Consider the following 13,681-nt stretch of genomic DNA (forward strand, 5'->3'; position numbering starts at 1 on the left):
CGACCTTGACTACCGTTGTCGGTATCTGGTCCGTTCCTTATTGTATGGCCCTTCAAATCTTCTGCCTTCGCCGTGCGTTTCGCGCTGCGGAAACGCGAAAACTTGAATTATCCGTCTTTTGAAAGCTACAACGGTTCGAAGACGCGCGGTAGAGGTGGGATTGAGATGTGGAGAATGAAAATTAGCCAAACCCTCGCCAGCCTGGCATTTTGCATCAGCGCGGCGGGCAGCATTGCATTGGCAGACGAAACGCCCCCGCCGAAGTGCCTGCGGATTGCATCGGAAGCATTTGAGAATTTCGTGATATCTCCGCTTCATGTTTCCCCCTCAGGTGACGGGGCGATTTACGCCGGCAAATCTCAGTCTGATACGCAGCCAGCAATTGCTGATGTCCCGGAAAAGGCACGAAGATTGCTATTGGAAACGATCGAGTCCGGCAAAGGATGGGCGGCTTACGGCACCAGGACAAATACAGAGAACAAGTTGGAGACGCAGGTTCTTTACGTCTTCGAGGATGGCGATTCTTGTGCGACCTTTCCGAAGGTTCCCGAACGCATCAGCACTATTTACCTGCCCGGGGGAGTATCTCGATCTCTCCTGTTGTTTTTCCGCCAACCGACAAGCGGGGACGACGCGGAACTGCGTACGCGACTTCAGGCATTCCTGACCAAGACAAACCAAGACCGCCCCGTCACTACCGCGCCACATGCGGTCAAGGGCGCAAGGCTACAGAAGATCGATTCCGGCCAATTCGTCAGTAAATGGAGCAATGTCTTTCCGCCAGCAATGCTTACCAGTCTTGCGCGGTGGCAGGATGCTTGCAACGCGCGTAGCGACGGCTCTAAAATGGACCTCTCCGACAGGTTTATCGACAGGATGGACGTCGACGGGGATGGTGACGAGGACTGGGTTGCGAACGGATACGGCCTTTACTGTATAGGCCCCGATGGGAACCGGAGACAAATGGCCGGTGACGATAACGGCGCGACGGTCTGGGTATTGCTGTCGGATGGGAAAAAGCTTGGGCTAGCAGCTGAACTGCGCTTTGCCCACGGGGATACAATCCGGCAATACACTGGATATTCGGTCATCGTTTCGAAACTTGGTATCTTTCCGCTGCGTGGCGGTCCGATTGGCGAACCGGTCCAGGTCGTGCCCAAGGGCGGGCGCGTGGCATACAAGCTTTGAAACGCTTTTGTATTGATCTGCACCGCCCCAAAACCGGACACCTTCCTTAAGCAATCAGGTCATGCCTCCGCGCTGAAGGTCAGTCCAAGAGTTCTGCGCGAACAGAATGCTGCCGTAACCGCAGTGGATGCACTATCTGCTGTTGATGACGATGTCGTTGCGGATCAGGTCTGACAATTCAGCTTCATCGGTTACCCCAAGTTCCCACTGGAGCAGGCTTTTTGCCTTTCGGCCCGCTTCAACACTTCCCCTTGGATAATCGTTCTCTTCGCACCAGCATTGCAGGATGCGATCAATCATGTCGTTCACTTTCGATATTAACACCGGTTTCGCCAGCTCAATCCGCCGCATCTGCCCCCCTACCCGAATGAGGTCAAGCCTAGAGGGGCCGGCGGTAGGAAGGCAATGCGCGATATATGAGATTTCTCTTATGTGACGGTGGTTGAAGCCGGCCTGTTGTAAAACGGCCATAGTAGTCAAGTGTTTAGACCATTGGGACGATGCCGAACGCAAACCAATCCTCGTCCCTCCTGACGCGTAGTCCACTTTGTGCAGCGTTTGATGGTTTCTTTTAACGCCTCGGCTAATCCGCGCTGACGCGTAATCGAGGGGCCGAGTCACGAGTTCACGCGCGGCCCGATCCTTCGCCTCGCTCGAGTGAATTGCGCCCCATTGCGGTGATCCCGTCGATCCGCCGGGCCGGGTCCACACCGCGGCGCCGGTCGATCCATTTCATTACCGGCGTTACCGATACCCCGTGAAGTACAATCGATACGAGAATGATCAAAAAGACAGTCGACCAGACGGTCTCGATAGCCTCGAACTGCACCTTTCCGGAGGCGTAGGCGAGATAGTAGATCGAACCAAGACCACGGATGCCGAAGACAGCGATTATCAACTTCTCAGCCGTGGGGTGTGGGCAACCAAGCATGGAAATCCAGCCGCACACAGGACGGACAACGGCCAGGACCAGACCCGCGACCACCACCACCCGCCAATCTGCGAAGGAGATCAGTTTTCCCTCCGCCACCGCCGACCCGAAGCAAACAAGCAGCAACATCATTAAGAGCCGTTCGATCTGCTCTCCAAAATCATGCAGTTCCTCATGATAGTCGCTACTGCGCTCGATGGAACGAAAGGTAAGTGCGGTTACAAAGACGGCCACAAATCCGTAGCCATGAACGAGTTCCGTTGCAGCGTACGACACACAGGTGAAGCCGAGCGCGGCCAACCCGTCGCCGGTTTTGGCGAGCCGGCCAGCTTCAGGGGCTCTGAAAGTGAGAAAGCCGAGGAGGCGACCGACGGCCCAGCCAACGGTCACGCCGGCGGCAAGCCGCCAAACGACGTCCACCACGAACCACCGAGCTGTCCAACCCCAGTCACCGCCACTTGCCGCGATGGCGATCGCGGCCATGACAAACGGAAAACTCAGTCCATCATTCAGTCCGGCTTCGGACGTCAGTGCGAAACGGATGTCATCTTTTTCTCCGGTCTTCGGAGGACCGACCTGCACATCAGCCGCAAGTACCGGATCGGTCGGGGCAAGCGCCGCCCCCAGAAGGACGGCTGATGCCAGGCCAAGGCCCAGAACGCTCCAGCCCAGGAACGCAATAGCACCTATCGACAAGGGCATCGCCAGTCCGAGCAGACGCCACGTAATCATCCACCGCCGCCATCCAAGCGGTCGGTCGATCTTCAATCCGGCGCCCATCAACGCGACGATCACGACGAATTCCGTGAAATGCTCGGTCCATACCGCGTTCTCAAGGGGGTTCATGCGCGGAAGTGGAGAAATTGGGGACCATGCCAACAAAATTCCGATGCCAATGCAGCAGATGGGCAACGACAGCGGAATGCGCCGGAGAACGAGTGGAAGCCACGCGGTGAGAAGCACGACGGCACCGAACAGAAGCAGCGTCACGGCGTAAGAGTTCAAGTCCTATTTCTCCCGCGCCTGCTTCAACCGCGAGCCTGCGGCGATCTGATGACCCTGCCTCTTCGCAACGACGGCTTCCGAAAGAGTCCGCGCGGCATTGCGAACCTCTTCTTGGAATGCCTGGTCCTTTTCGAAGGCGACGTGACTTGTTGCATAGGGCTCCCAGTAGCCGATGTAGCGATCGACCTCAGCAAGGGGGCCGGCTGGAACAAGCGCTATCGATTTCAACCAGTCGGAAACACTGCGACGGACGCCTTCTGCGCCCTCGGTGTCTCCGTGGACGATCACCGAGAAAATGCGTCCTTCGAGATGGCGAGGGTAGTGCCAACCCTTCATCTCTATCTCCTTGGCCTCTTTTGCGTGTTTTCCATGGGTCGTCGTGGGATCCGGGTTACCTCCGTCTGCGCAGACAAGTCGGTCGATCATCAGCTTGAGAGGGGATGAGGTCTGATACCAATTGACAGGGGTCACGATCATGATGCCATGGGCCTCGACCCACAGTGGATAGATTTCGTTCATCCAGTCATGAACCTGTCCGAGCGAATAGTTCGGATAACAGGAGCACGGCCAATGACAAAGTGCGGCCGACGTCGAAAAGCAAGCTTTGCAGGGATGGATCTGACGGCCATATTCGGAAGCAACACGACTAAGGTCCAGAACATTGATGGTCACCATCGGGTTTTGCTCCAGCACCGACCGCGCCGTCTGGATCATGCGGAAACTCTTGGAGACTTCGCCAGGACAAGTATGCTCGCTACGGGATGACCCGTTGATGAGGAGCAAGCGATGTGGCCCGTTCTGGCTATCATGCCGGCGCTTGGCTTCGTGAATGGCTTGGCGCGCATCAAGCCAATCGGCGGCGAGATCATAGTCCGGGTCCGCAAACTCGGCGCCGGCCTTGCGAGTTCTCGGACTCTTGCGTGAATTTTTGTAAGCGTCCCAAGCCGCAGCACTGATCTTCGTGAGCTCTGGTGTGAGAGGCTCGTAAGCCGGATCCTGGAACTGATTGAGGAAGCGACGCCTGAACTCGTCTTCATCAAGGCGCGGGCTTGGACTGCCCTTTCTTGCTTCAAGGTCGGCCGAAGATATGTTTGACATTCGTGAACTCCTTGACCTTAAGCAACAACGTCACTTCAAACCCGGAGTTCCTGAGGTTTAATTTGAAAAGCTTGTCATGCTTGTGTCTACGCTCGACGTTGATCGCATGTTGGCAAGTCGCGCTCCCCGGTCCGCTCACTTGGGTGATCGCCATTTTGGCGAACCATTCATCCGCTTGCGGCGTATCTGCGAATTCCCGCTTTCGTTAAGCCGCCCTATGCTGAAAGCCGATGCCATTGCCTGGCGGCGCCGGGGCGTCGCCAGGTTGTGACACATCTCGGTTCGGATGACGCTGGCTTTCCGCATCCGTTCCGATCAACGAACTGGAGAGAGCTGCAATCGCGAGACGCCAGCCGCAACGTTCAGCCCGGTTCCGGTCTGTCCGCTGACAGGCTGAAGCGCAAAGTTTTCGGCATTGCCCCCGACGAGAGCATTGGCACCAAGGCCAACACCGATTGCCGCGTTCGCGGACGCACCGACATAGGTACCGGCGAGATCGCCTTCACCGACGCGCGTCGGCTTTGTATTGACGACAACCCAACTCAAATAGGACTTGCCACTTACGCCGATATCAAGACCAAGCTTGCCAATCGATCCGGCATAATGCTCCACCCAACCGCCTTGTTGGCGAAATCGGCAGTTGATCGCACGGTTCGATCCGATAACCATTCCCACGCCTCCGGCGACCTCGCACGACAGCGTGCCCAGTCTCTGGCGCGATTCTTTCACGATGACTACTTTTTGCGTGGGCTGCGTCTTGTGGATCGTAGCTGCCCAGCCGCCCGAAGGAATTGTAAAAGCCACGGCTGCGATGGCTAGGACAAGGTTTTTCATCTCGGGTTCCTCTCAATTGTTAATCCATATGGCCTTGGAATTAACCGATCCCGAGGGCATAGGTTCCGTCCTCGCCTCTGCGAAGCGCTGCGATCCGGATGGAACTCGGACGAGCGCCCGCGTCCATTGGGCGTGGAAGACCCGTGCAACCAGCGCTTGTCAGCTATGATTTGCATTCCTGAAGCGGGGCCCCCACGTTTTTAGCGATCAGATAACTTCACCATGAAAAAGCGCCGCGAACCTAAAGCTGTTCGCGCGAGGAGGCTGTCATGAATGCGATTTCCAAGAGACTGGACGAGATGACCCTCGTTGAAAGAACCAACTTGCTGGAGACGGTCGCCGACGCTTTGGAAGCGAGCGCGGACGAAGCTGAAACCTTGGGCGATGCCCGGTTTGTGACCAATTCAACGTGCCTCGCCTCAACAATCCGCGGGCTGTGCGGCGATCTCGCGCTACGGGACTTCCCAGCTGCCGAGCTTCTGTTGGAGCAGGGCATGCTGCTGGTGTACCAGTTTTCCAACAGGAAGGGCGCCCGCCCTTACCTCAACTGACCTTCCGACAAATCGGCAATTGAGCAAGACGGACAGTGAGCAGCTGGCTCGAAGGACGGTTGAGGCGGTATCGGTTCAGGTTGCGTGAGGCCGGTTTTTCGTCGCTTCTCGAAACAGGGGCGATACCCCAACCATCAAGGTTTGCGGCCCAAGCGCTCTGTCTCTTCCCGTGCCGGTTGCTCCCATCCGAATACACTACGGCCGCCCCATTGGTGCGACCGCAAGAATTCGCCGGCAACGATCTCCTTCAGATCTGGGCCCGTAACATAGCGTTCCAGTTGCCGCGACTGATCGTCGAGTCTCCTCAAAGCCTGTAATTCCTCTTCGCGGCCAAGTCTTGCCCGGCCGACGGCGGACCTCATTACCTTGATTGTTTCGTCATAGACTTTGACCGGCACAGGGAAAGGATGGCGATCCTTTCCGCCATGGGCGAGCGAGAAGCGGGCAGGGTCCGAGAAGCGACATGGCGCGCCGTGAACAACCTCGGCCACCATTGCCAGGGCATTCACTGTCCGTGCACCGATTCCCGGAATTAGAAGAAGATTTTCAAAATCCTTTGGTCCGCGGTCGGCCGCTGCCGCCAGTGTCCCATGCAGGCGCTTCATGTCGACGTCCTTCTCACGCACGTCGTGATGGGATGGCATGATCAGGTGGGGCAGCAGTGGCTGGGCGGCATTTTTCATTTCCCGCGCCGGTTCAAGCGCGATGACCTCCCGCAGGATTTTATCCGGCCCCAACACGCCCAGCAAATCAAGCTGACTTCTTCTCGAGCTTTCCGCTCGATGGTCAGCGAGATTGACAATATTCCCCTGTCCGCGTCCTTCGATTGCTGAATGCGGAGAATCCACAAAGCTTTTGAGACCCTCCGAATGCCAGTGATATCGTCGTGCCTGCCTTTTGGCGCCGTTCATGCCTTGCTGGACCACGACCCATTTACCGTCATCAGTGACAATGAAGCCGTGCAGGTAGAGATCGAAACCATCCTGGACCGCGGCGCTATCAACTTTGGCGACCAGCCTGCTGGTGCGCGCAAGAGCGGCGCCATCAATTCCCACGCGATTGCCGATGGCCATCAGCTCGTCAGGAGTCTGCCTTGAATGTCTGCCGCGGCCGCCGCAGACATGAATGCCGAGTTCGCCCGCCATCGGAGTAAGGCCCCGCTTCAACGCTCCGATGACACTTGTCGTGATGCCGGACGAATGCCAATCCATACCCATGACTGCACCGAAAGACTGGAACCAGAACGGGTGTGCCAGGCGGCTGAGCAACTCGTCGCGACCGTAGTGAATGACGATTGCCTCGGTGATGACCGCACCGAGCCGTGTCATGCGCTCGCCCAGCCATCGTGGGACGCGGCCACCATGAAGAGGAAGATCGGCGCTGCCGGCTCGTTGGACCATGCAAAGCTTATAAAGCGGTTTGACACACCGAGACAACGATTAAGTTCTTGAAGCGCGGCCCTGCGAGAATGGGCAAAGCTTCGTCTTTGCAGAGCGTCCGTTTACCAGGACAACAAGGAGGAAGGAATTGTTCAGGGTAATTGCGGGCGGGCGTCAGAAGGAGCAAGAACGAGTGACAGAAGAGCCTTGCAAGATTTTGCAGAGGGTCACAGGCGTCTTCGTAAAGCGGACATTCAGCGATACGAAGCGCGAGAGCGCGTCGCCGGGATTCCGATGCCGCTGTCGCTAAACCATTATAAGGTTCAAGTTGGTACGTGATCGCCGCTTTATCAAAGCTCGATCCACTTCCACCCGATCACATGTCAGATGGCTACTGGCCGTCCTTCGAAAATGCCGACCGGCAGTTTGGCCGCGACGGGTATGAAGGGATGAACATGCTTTTGTAATCATCAACGGGTCGTCAGATCTGCGCAATGTGTTGATCAACTTCGCAAGACCGGAAATGCAAAGAAAAAGGGGCCTTACAGGGACCTTGGTCCGATGGACTTACGTTTGGGCAGGTGTACGATATCTTGGTTTTGCATATACGAGCATTGGTAGGAAACAATGGACATCCAGCCATTATTCGACGCAGTGATCGACAGCCGTAATGGGCAATACAAAGTGTCGATAAGGGACGGAGATATCACTGCGGAGCGTGTATTTTCTTCCGAAGATACCGCTGAACGGTTTAGGCAAGATGCCTACAACAGCCTGAAGACGAAATACGCCAAAAGGGAGCTGTGAACCTGCTCTAGGTTCAGGGAGCCTCAAACAAATAGCTTCCTTCCAACAGACCGCGGTTAGAGAGAGATCACTCGGTATCCACGGATTCTCGATCCCAAGCCTGGCAGCCTCATTCGATGCGAAAACCTACCAACAGCGGCAGGTGATCTGAGGCTCGACGTGCGAGCGGATCGAATACAATTGAAGACGACCTTACCCGGATTTCCTGCGACACGAAGACATGGTCGATACGCAACAGGGGATAGCGCGAAGGAAATGTCGGTCGAGGCTTTGTGCCTGTCAATAATTGCGCATCTCGAAACTGCGTTGACAACCGTTTGTAGGCGGAAGTCGAGGGTGTGGCATTCAGATCTCCGCAGACGATTGACGGGGAGGAACGAAACTCAGCATGTCCAATCCACTCGTCGCCGAGCAGTGCCGCGACCTGCCGGATACGGTCGCGGTTGCGAAGCCCGAGGTGCGTATTGAGAATATTGAGCGGTTCCCCGTTAACATCGACCTGCACCCAGATTGCGCCGCGCGTTTCGCCGATCGAGGGAAGGGCTGCAGCCCTTATCACGCGCGTGGGGAGTGCCGTCAGAATGGCGTCGCCATAGCGTTCTTCCTCGATATGCAGTGCCGGGTGAAAGTGGGCGCTCATCTTTAGCAGCGCCGCAATGGCCGCCGCCTGGTCAACACCGCCGGTTCTTTTTCGGCCGACGTCCAGCTCCTGGAGTGCAATAATGTCTGCTTGAGATTGCGCAATGACATCCGCAATCCGGTTCAGGTCAATTCTGCGGTCCGTCCCGACACAGCTGTGAACGTTGTAGGTGAGAATCTTGATCTCGCGTTGGTCACGTGGGGGACAGGAGGGTGGTGTAGCCATTCAGCGGGAACCCGTCTGGCCCAATTTCGTTCCCAAGGACAAAGACATCAAACGGACGGATCCTTCATGTCGGCAAGGCGCATCCTTTTCAATATTTTCCTCGTGTTCGGCCTGTTGCTTGCAGCCTACCTGCTATACAAGGTCTTTAACCGCTATACCTTTGAAGAGATCCTGCAATCGATAGACCAGATTCCCCGCTGGCGTCTGGTTTCCGGCGTTGCATTTTGTGCTCTTTCCTATCTTTGCCTCACGGGCTTTGATTGGATGGCTTTGCGATATGTTGGCCGGCCGCTCGCCTATCCGAAAGCAGCGATTGCCTCCTTCACCGCGCTTGCGATCGGCCACAATCTGGGCGTGGCCGCCCTGAGCAGCGGCGCCGTTCGATATCGCTACTACACACGATGGGGGCTGAACGCCGAGGAGGTCGCCAAAGTCGTCTTGTTTTGCGGGGTAACGGTCATGCTCGGGCTGTCTGCACTCGGAGGCATAGTCTGTCTCGTAAATCCGATCGATGTCAGCAAACTGTTGGGTGTAAACGCCAGCAATCCCCTCTGGATCGGTCTCGGCGTACTGTCACTACCGGTAGCCTACGTCGGTCTTTCCGCGACGGTGCGCTCGCCATTGAGGCTCTGGAAATGGCGTTTCACAATGCCAAACATCAGACTGGCAATTGGACAGATCGCGATTGGTACGCTCAACTTCACCTTCGTTGCCGCCTGTCTGCATCAGGTCCTGGCAAGCGAGGCGCCGGTGAGCTTCGTTCAAAGCGCAACGGCGTTCGTCCTCGCCAACGTGGCCATTCTTGTCGCTCACGTGCCCGGCGGCCTCGGTGTGCTAGAGGCCACGGTCACGGCCGTGCTTCCAGGCGCTGCATCGATTGGCGGGCTCGTGGCATTCCGCGTGATTTACTTCCTGGTGCCGTTGCTGTTGGGATTGCCCGTTTTCGCGATCAGCGAGTTGATAACCCGCAACGTGAAAAAGAAGCGGCTAGACAAGGGTCGCGAGAAACCGTCCGAACCTCAAGCGCAACTTTTGTAGTGGCCAATAAGGCCGCCGGGGATCGACAAGTGCCGACCCCGGCAAGAGGCCGGTCTCGCTGCAATCAGGATCAACCTCGTACTCTCTCAAGCCACGCTCCCGGGTGTTCAGCGCAGCGATAGCGCCAAGCATCGATCGCGACTTCTCCACCTCACGGACCTCGGCAACGGTCGCGCTCAGGTGCTCCGCGATGAGGCGGTGGCGAAGTGACGTAATGGCCTCCTGATGGGCAGCGCAATTGGCTTCGAGTGCGAGATCGCACTCCGTATCCAGGCCTTCTGAACGATTGTTGAGGTTGGAGGATCCCACGCGTACGAAGCGGTCGTCGATGATAATGAGCTTCGAATGAACAGTGATTTCCTCCTCGCCGCCATTGTTGTCAGACGTGACGGCATACATCACCTTCAGTCGATCGAACCAATCGGCGCGCTTCAGACGCCGTATCAGGCGGTCGCGATTACTACCCATGGCGAGCTTCTCGATCCAACCGTGCGAGGTCTTTGTGACGATTATCGCGATCTCAGGCCCGTTCGGCTCCTTCAATCGCCTTGCAAGCGCCCGTCCGACGCCGCCGGACGCAAGATATTGAGTTTCGACATAGATGTATCTCTTGGCTGCGCCAATGGCATCGCGCGTGAGCCGACGTGCCTCATAGCGTCCACGCTTGCCAATGAGGCCAGGTTCGGTCAGGGCGATGGCCGCGGGAGCTTGAACCATGTCGGCCACCAAAGCTGGTCGGATGATCGTCGCATCGATCTCGGAAGACACATTCTCGCTGGTTGCCCTCTTCCACCGTCGTCTGGCCACATCACGGATCATTCCCGCTACCTCACCCGAAACCAGGCATTGAACATCGTGAACAGGCGGGTAGGGAGTACCGTCAGGGGAGAGTCTTAGAGGATTTGCACTCCGGTGGTCGGATTCGTCCCACCGTCTGGCTGTCAGGTCGATGCCACCCATGAAGGCGACACTTCCGTCAATCGAAACGAGCTTCTGGTGGTGGCAAGCACGCAGTGGATGTTTAAAATCGAAAGTCAAAGAGATCTGCGGATGTTTGGAGATTGGGCTCTGTCGAAACAGCCGCAGTGACTTGCCCGAATAGATAGGCCCCATCCCCCAAACCAGAATTCTGACCCTTAGTTGCGGGAGGTTGCCCACCAGCGACAAGAGACGTTCGCCAAGTGTTTCGGTGCTTGAGTGGGGTCGCAGGCGAATATCCGGGTTAAAATCCCAACCAATGATCCAGATCTCGCGCTGCGCTCGCGCAAGCGCGTCGTCTAGGGCAGAAAAGTATGCTTCGCCGTCGATCAGAAATGTAGCCTCATCAGCAACCCCAGTGCGCCAGGCGTTGCGTCCGCGGCGGACGATACTTCGTACAGGCTTTTCACCTGCCAAACGGCTTAGAGAAGGGAAGACAGTCCGGAAGCGATCCGGATTGGGGGCATTGTCTGCCAATCGATACTCGTGCATTTGGCGCTGTTTTTCCTTTAACTTCGTGGCGATTTTGATGTCTCGCGAAACGCGCGCGGCGAGCGGCCTGTTCCAGATCCGGCAAAAAAAATCGAGGGCCAGCTCAATACGATCGCAGCGAGTCGCGAGCCCATAACCCAAACGTGCACCGTCCAACGACGCGGAGGCGGCGGCACGGTCCCAACTCTTCGATGACTGGCAAGGGTTACTCGCTCACGAATAGAAACGAACCGGCGTCCGAGAATCACGACGTTCTTTCCTCACCCGCGGCCGTTAACAGTGGATTGCAGTTCAGTCGTCACCTGACCGTTTTCGAAGCGACGCCACGCTCCTGCCGAAATTGCCTGTTGTTGGTATTTCGTGGACCAAAGGGCGCAATATGGAATTTATCAGTCGTTTCGTTGACCAGCCGATGCTTCAGGGGGCTTCGCGGGCACTCCAGATCTGGCATGAGAAAAGCCGGCGCTCCCCGGACGAGCTCGGTCCTGCTTGGGAGCTCATCGTGATTTCGTGCCTGATCGCCGTGAGCTGCTGGTTCCTCTCAGGAGCCGGATGGTTGATTGCGGCAAGTACCTTGATGCTTTTGTCATTGCGCCCCGCATGGAACCTTCTGGCAGGGCCGAAGCGCGGTGACTATGACGCACGCGCCTATCGCGCAAGGGCGGCCCTCGCAATCAGGAAGCGAGAAACCGAGTGGTCGGTGCGGATGCTCGTGCTCCTCATTTCTGTCTGTTTGCCAATGATTGCTCGCGCAGGCGATCAATCCGGAGAATTGTTCATCCTCGGAGCAGGTGTCTGGTTCGTTTTGACTGTTCCCGTGAATGCATATCTGGCCGCAGCCGAACCGCCGAAGCCCAATGATGGTGACTTCGCGTTCACCAGGAACCGCACGCTGGCAGCTTTCTGACCCCACTACTGGCCGGCCTCGGAACCAATCGCCTTTCGCTCCGTTTTCCTCTCGTCAAAATGACGGAGGTTGAAATGCTTTACTACGCTCTTGTATTTTTGGTGGTCGCATTGATTGCCGGTGTACTTGGTTTCGGCGGTATCGCCGGAGCTTCCGCATCGATCGCTCAGATCCTGTTCTTCATCTTTCTGGTGCTTTTTGTCGTCTCAATCGCAATGCGTGTGATAAAGCGATGAAGAATTCTTTGGAATGAGCCTCGCTCGGTGGCGGAAATCCGCCGCCGTGTCTGTTCGTATGAGTTAGTGAGGAAAGCCTTCAGCTTCGCGATGACGCGCGGAAAATTTGGAGAGACTAGGATGACTGCCGACACTACTGGACGCCCGGTCGCGTTCGACACCGACGACGACTTACAGGAGCACTTGGCTTTGCTGGAGGCAGATGCTCACGCGGAAGATCGGGTCGTATCTGATGCGCTTTCGCGGCGAACTTTTGAGGACGTTCACTCGGATTTTTTAGCAGTACAGGATGAAGTTGAGCATCTTCGTGCCAGGCTTTCCGTTGTTACACAGCAAGCTGAGACTGTAATCCGTTCACGTGCCGAATGGGCGGATGCGAGCGCGCATGCGCAACTCGGTGACTACCCATGGCTGAAACTGGCGGGAGCAATGGCCGGTACCTATGTCCTGGCAAGCCTCCTTCGCACGATACCGCTCGGATCAGCATTCACTGCGGCCCTGCCGATTGTGGCAGCAGCCATTCAGCGCCGGACCGAAGGATAAGGGCCTCCGAGGCCGCCGAAGTTCAGGTCTGGGTCGATATGATTGTGTTCACCGAGACATTGCCGCCTAGTACACCACGTTTCAGGTCCGAGCGTCCCCGCTCGATTTCGACAACCGTATAGAGCTTGTCGTCTCGAAAGGCACTTGCGTTCGATGTCGTGACATCCTCAGCGGGAGCGGCGTCAATCTCCATAAAGTCAAGTTCCCGGCTCGCTGCTACAATACGCGCATCGCCAGCGGTTCGGGCCGCAACGATGACAATGCCGTGGTTTGTGGCATTGTCCCACCGCGGATCATCTGGTGCGGCGATCGGTTCAAGCCGATAGACATTCAACGGCTCGTCCGGTGAATACGTCTCGACTGCCGCAGCGTCACGGATTTGTGCCTGACTCTCCGTCGAGCGACCAAAGGTCGTTCGACTGGTTGCATTATTAGATTCGTCCTGGCCCGTTTTGACGACGTTCGACATGGCTCGTTCTCCGCAAACTGCGCCTTTTGCTAACCTTGATCGTTGTCTTGCTTCACTTCAGAAATGTCGTAGTTGATGTTCCAGTCCTTGATCTTTTTGCCACCAGGGGGGACCTTGTTCACAGTGGTATCCTGCGATCCGGTAACCACTGTGGGCTTGGCACTTTCAACGCCGTCGCTTTCGCGCTTTGCTTGCGATGGTGCGAAGGCACCCTTCGCGTCTGTCGCGGGTTTCGATTTCATGATTTCCTCCATTCTCAGTCTTGAACCGACGCGGCCCGACTTGGTTCCCTGGGTATTGCTGGCAATCGAAGGGCGCTAATCCCGTTAGAGGATTTCGGTTTGGAAATCTGCAACCGAC

16 protein-coding genes are annotated in these 13,681 nt (G+C 56.7%); 7 read left to right on the plus strand and 9 right to left on the minus strand.

Annotation, left to right across the window (positions count from 1 at the left end; genetic code table 11):
- The first annotated feature begins 102 nt into the window (after nucleotides 1–102).
- Entirely contained in the window at nucleotides 103–1,188 is a 1,086-nt protein-coding gene (locus AC1DPR_RS10955) for a hypothetical protein (protein WP_477816280.1), read from the plus strand.
- Between the two features lie 132 nt (nucleotides 1,189–1,320).
- Here AC1DPR_RS10955 and AC1DPR_RS10960 read toward each other — a convergent pair whose 3' ends face one another.
- From AC1DPR_RS10960 to AC1DPR_RS10975, 4 genes are all read right to left on the minus strand, one after another.
- Nucleotides 1,321–1,539 carry a hypothetical protein gene (locus tag AC1DPR_RS10960; protein WP_477816281.1) on the minus strand — a complete coding sequence of 73 codons (219 nt, stop codon included), beginning with the start codon at nucleotides 1,537–1,539 and terminating at the stop codon, nucleotides 1,321–1,323.
- A gap of 274 nt (nucleotides 1,540–1,813) precedes the next feature.
- Nucleotides 1,814–3,124 (minus strand): cation:proton antiporter, encoded by a 1,311-nt coding sequence (locus AC1DPR_RS10965; RefSeq protein ID WP_477816282.1) that lies wholly within the window; start codon nucleotides 3,122–3,124, stop codon nucleotides 1,814–1,816.
- A gap of 3 nt (nucleotides 3,125–3,127) precedes the next feature.
- Entirely contained in the window at nucleotides 3,128–4,222 is a 1,095-nt protein-coding gene (locus AC1DPR_RS10970; RefSeq protein ID WP_477816283.1) for a flavodoxin family protein, read from the minus strand.
- A 315-nt stretch (nucleotides 4,223–4,537) separates the two neighbouring features.
- Entirely contained in the window at nucleotides 4,538–5,056 is a 519-nt protein-coding gene (locus AC1DPR_RS10975) for a DUF992 domain-containing protein (RefSeq protein ID WP_477816284.1), read from the minus strand.
- Nucleotides 5,057–5,325: 269 nt separating this feature from the next.
- On the opposite strand from AC1DPR_RS10975, the gene AC1DPR_RS10980 reads away from it, so the two are divergent.
- Nucleotides 5,326–5,607, plus strand: a complete 282-nt coding sequence (locus tag AC1DPR_RS10980) for a hypothetical protein (protein WP_113162964.1) — start codon at nucleotides 5,326–5,328, stop codon at nucleotides 5,605–5,607.
- A gap of 134 nt (nucleotides 5,608–5,741) precedes the next feature.
- Here AC1DPR_RS10980 and AC1DPR_RS10985 read toward each other — a convergent pair whose 3' ends face one another.
- Nucleotides 5,742–7,007 carry a DUF763 domain-containing protein gene (locus AC1DPR_RS10985; protein ID WP_477816285.1) on the minus strand — a complete coding sequence of 422 codons (1,266 nt, stop codon included), beginning with the start codon at nucleotides 7,005–7,007 and terminating at the stop codon, nucleotides 5,742–5,744.
- 606 nt (nucleotides 7,008–7,613) lie between these two features.
- On the opposite strand from AC1DPR_RS10985, the gene AC1DPR_RS10990 reads away from it, so the two are divergent.
- The gene (locus AC1DPR_RS10990) at nucleotides 7,614–7,793 is read left to right on the plus strand and encodes a hypothetical protein (protein WP_113162966.1); all 180 of its coding nucleotides are present in this window, start codon (nucleotides 7,614–7,616) and stop codon (nucleotides 7,791–7,793) included.
- A 109-nt stretch (nucleotides 7,794–7,902) separates the two neighbouring features.
- Here the strand turns inward: AC1DPR_RS10990 and AC1DPR_RS10995 are convergent, their stop codons facing one another.
- Nucleotides 7,903–8,658, minus strand: coding sequence for an endonuclease/exonuclease/phosphatase family protein (locus AC1DPR_RS10995; protein ID WP_477816286.1), 756 nt, complete (start codon nucleotides 8,656–8,658; stop codon nucleotides 7,903–7,905).
- Nucleotides 8,659–8,724: 66 nt separating this feature from the next.
- Here AC1DPR_RS10995 and AC1DPR_RS11000 point away from each other — a divergent pair, with 66 nt between their 5' ends.
- Nucleotides 8,725–9,696, plus strand: coding sequence for a lysylphosphatidylglycerol synthase domain-containing protein (locus AC1DPR_RS11000; protein ID WP_477816287.1), 972 nt, complete (start codon nucleotides 8,725–8,727; stop codon nucleotides 9,694–9,696).
- Here the strand turns inward: AC1DPR_RS11000 and AC1DPR_RS11005 are convergent.
- A complete protein-coding gene (locus AC1DPR_RS11005) occupies nucleotides 9,646–11,151 on the minus strand; it encodes a phospholipase D-like domain-containing protein (RefSeq protein WP_477816288.1) in 1,506 nt (501 codons plus the stop codon). The two genes, AC1DPR_RS11000 and AC1DPR_RS11005, sit on opposite strands and share 51 nt — an antisense overlap.
- A 394-nt stretch (nucleotides 11,152–11,545) precedes the next feature.
- Here AC1DPR_RS11005 and AC1DPR_RS11010 point away from each other — a divergent pair, with 394 nt between their 5' ends.
- From AC1DPR_RS11010 to AC1DPR_RS11020, 3 genes are all read left to right on the plus strand, one after another.
- On the plus strand, nucleotides 11,546–12,073 hold the full coding sequence (locus AC1DPR_RS11010) for a hypothetical protein (RefSeq protein ID WP_477816289.1): 528 nt from the start codon (nucleotides 11,546–11,548) through the stop codon (nucleotides 12,071–12,073).
- Nucleotides 12,074–12,147: 74 nt separating this feature from the next.
- Complete coding sequence (locus AC1DPR_RS11015; protein WP_082728580.1) at nucleotides 12,148–12,309, plus strand: DUF1328 domain-containing protein; 162 nt, start codon at nucleotides 12,148–12,150, stop codon at nucleotides 12,307–12,309.
- A 120-nt stretch (nucleotides 12,310–12,429) separates the two neighbouring features.
- Complete coding sequence (locus AC1DPR_RS11020; RefSeq protein ID WP_477816290.1) at nucleotides 12,430–12,852, plus strand: hypothetical protein; 423 nt, start codon at nucleotides 12,430–12,432, stop codon at nucleotides 12,850–12,852.
- A gap of 22 nt (nucleotides 12,853–12,874) precedes the next feature.
- Here AC1DPR_RS11020 and AC1DPR_RS11025 read toward each other — a convergent pair whose 3' ends face one another.
- Together AC1DPR_RS11025 and AC1DPR_RS11030 are read right to left on the minus strand one after the other, a co-directional pair.
- Nucleotides 12,875–13,321, minus strand: coding sequence for a hypothetical protein (locus tag AC1DPR_RS11025; RefSeq protein WP_113162972.1), 447 nt, complete (start codon nucleotides 13,319–13,321; stop codon nucleotides 12,875–12,877).
- Nucleotides 13,322–13,350: 29 nt separating this feature from the next.
- Complete coding sequence (locus AC1DPR_RS11030; protein WP_477816291.1) at nucleotides 13,351–13,563, minus strand: hypothetical protein; 213 nt, start codon at nucleotides 13,561–13,563, stop codon at nucleotides 13,351–13,353.
- Between the last annotated feature and the right edge of the window lie 118 nt (nucleotides 13,564–13,681).

The sequence above is a fragment of the Rhizobium sp. 01T417 genome (assembly GCF_056398905.1).

Coding starts and splice junctions, on each gene's coding strand:
- AC1DPR_RS10960 (WP_477816281.1), bottom strand. CDS start 1,539: ATGCGGCGGATTGAGCTGGCGAAACCGGTGTTAATATCGAAAGTGAAC.
- AC1DPR_RS10970 (WP_477816283.1), bottom strand. CDS start 4,222: ATGTCAAACATATCTTCGGCCGACCTTGAAGCAAGAAAGGGCAGTCCA.
- AC1DPR_RS10975 (WP_477816284.1), bottom strand. CDS start 5,056: ATGAAAAACCTTGTCCTAGCCATCGCAGCCGTGGCTTTTACAATTCCT.
- AC1DPR_RS10980 (WP_113162964.1), top strand. CDS start 5,326: ATGAATGCGATTTCCAAGAGACTGGACGAGATGACCCTCGTTGAAAGA.
- AC1DPR_RS10985 (WP_477816285.1), bottom strand. CDS start 7,007: ATGGTCCAACGAGCCGGCAGCGCCGATCTTCCTCTTCATGGTGGCCGC.
- AC1DPR_RS10990 (WP_113162966.1), top strand. CDS start 7,614: ATGGACATCCAGCCATTATTCGACGCAGTGATCGACAGCCGTAATGGG.
- AC1DPR_RS10995 (WP_477816286.1), bottom strand. CDS start 8,658: ATGGCTACACCACCCTCCTGTCCCCCACGTGACCAACGCGAGATCAAG.
- AC1DPR_RS11000 (WP_477816287.1), top strand. CDS start 8,725: ATGTCGGCAAGGCGCATCCTTTTCAATATTTTCCTCGTGTTCGGCCTG.
- AC1DPR_RS11010 (WP_477816289.1), top strand. CDS start 11,546: ATGGAATTTATCAGTCGTTTCGTTGACCAGCCGATGCTTCAGGGGGCT.
- AC1DPR_RS11015 (WP_082728580.1), top strand. CDS start 12,148: ATGCTTTACTACGCTCTTGTATTTTTGGTGGTCGCATTGATTGCCGGT.
- AC1DPR_RS11020 (WP_477816290.1), top strand. CDS start 12,430: ATGACTGCCGACACTACTGGACGCCCGGTCGCGTTCGACACCGACGAC.
- AC1DPR_RS11025 (WP_113162972.1), bottom strand. CDS start 13,321: ATGTCGAACGTCGTCAAAACGGGCCAGGACGAATCTAATAATGCAACC.
- AC1DPR_RS11030 (WP_477816291.1), bottom strand. CDS start 13,563: ATGAAATCGAAACCCGCGACAGACGCGAAGGGTGCCTTCGCACCATCG.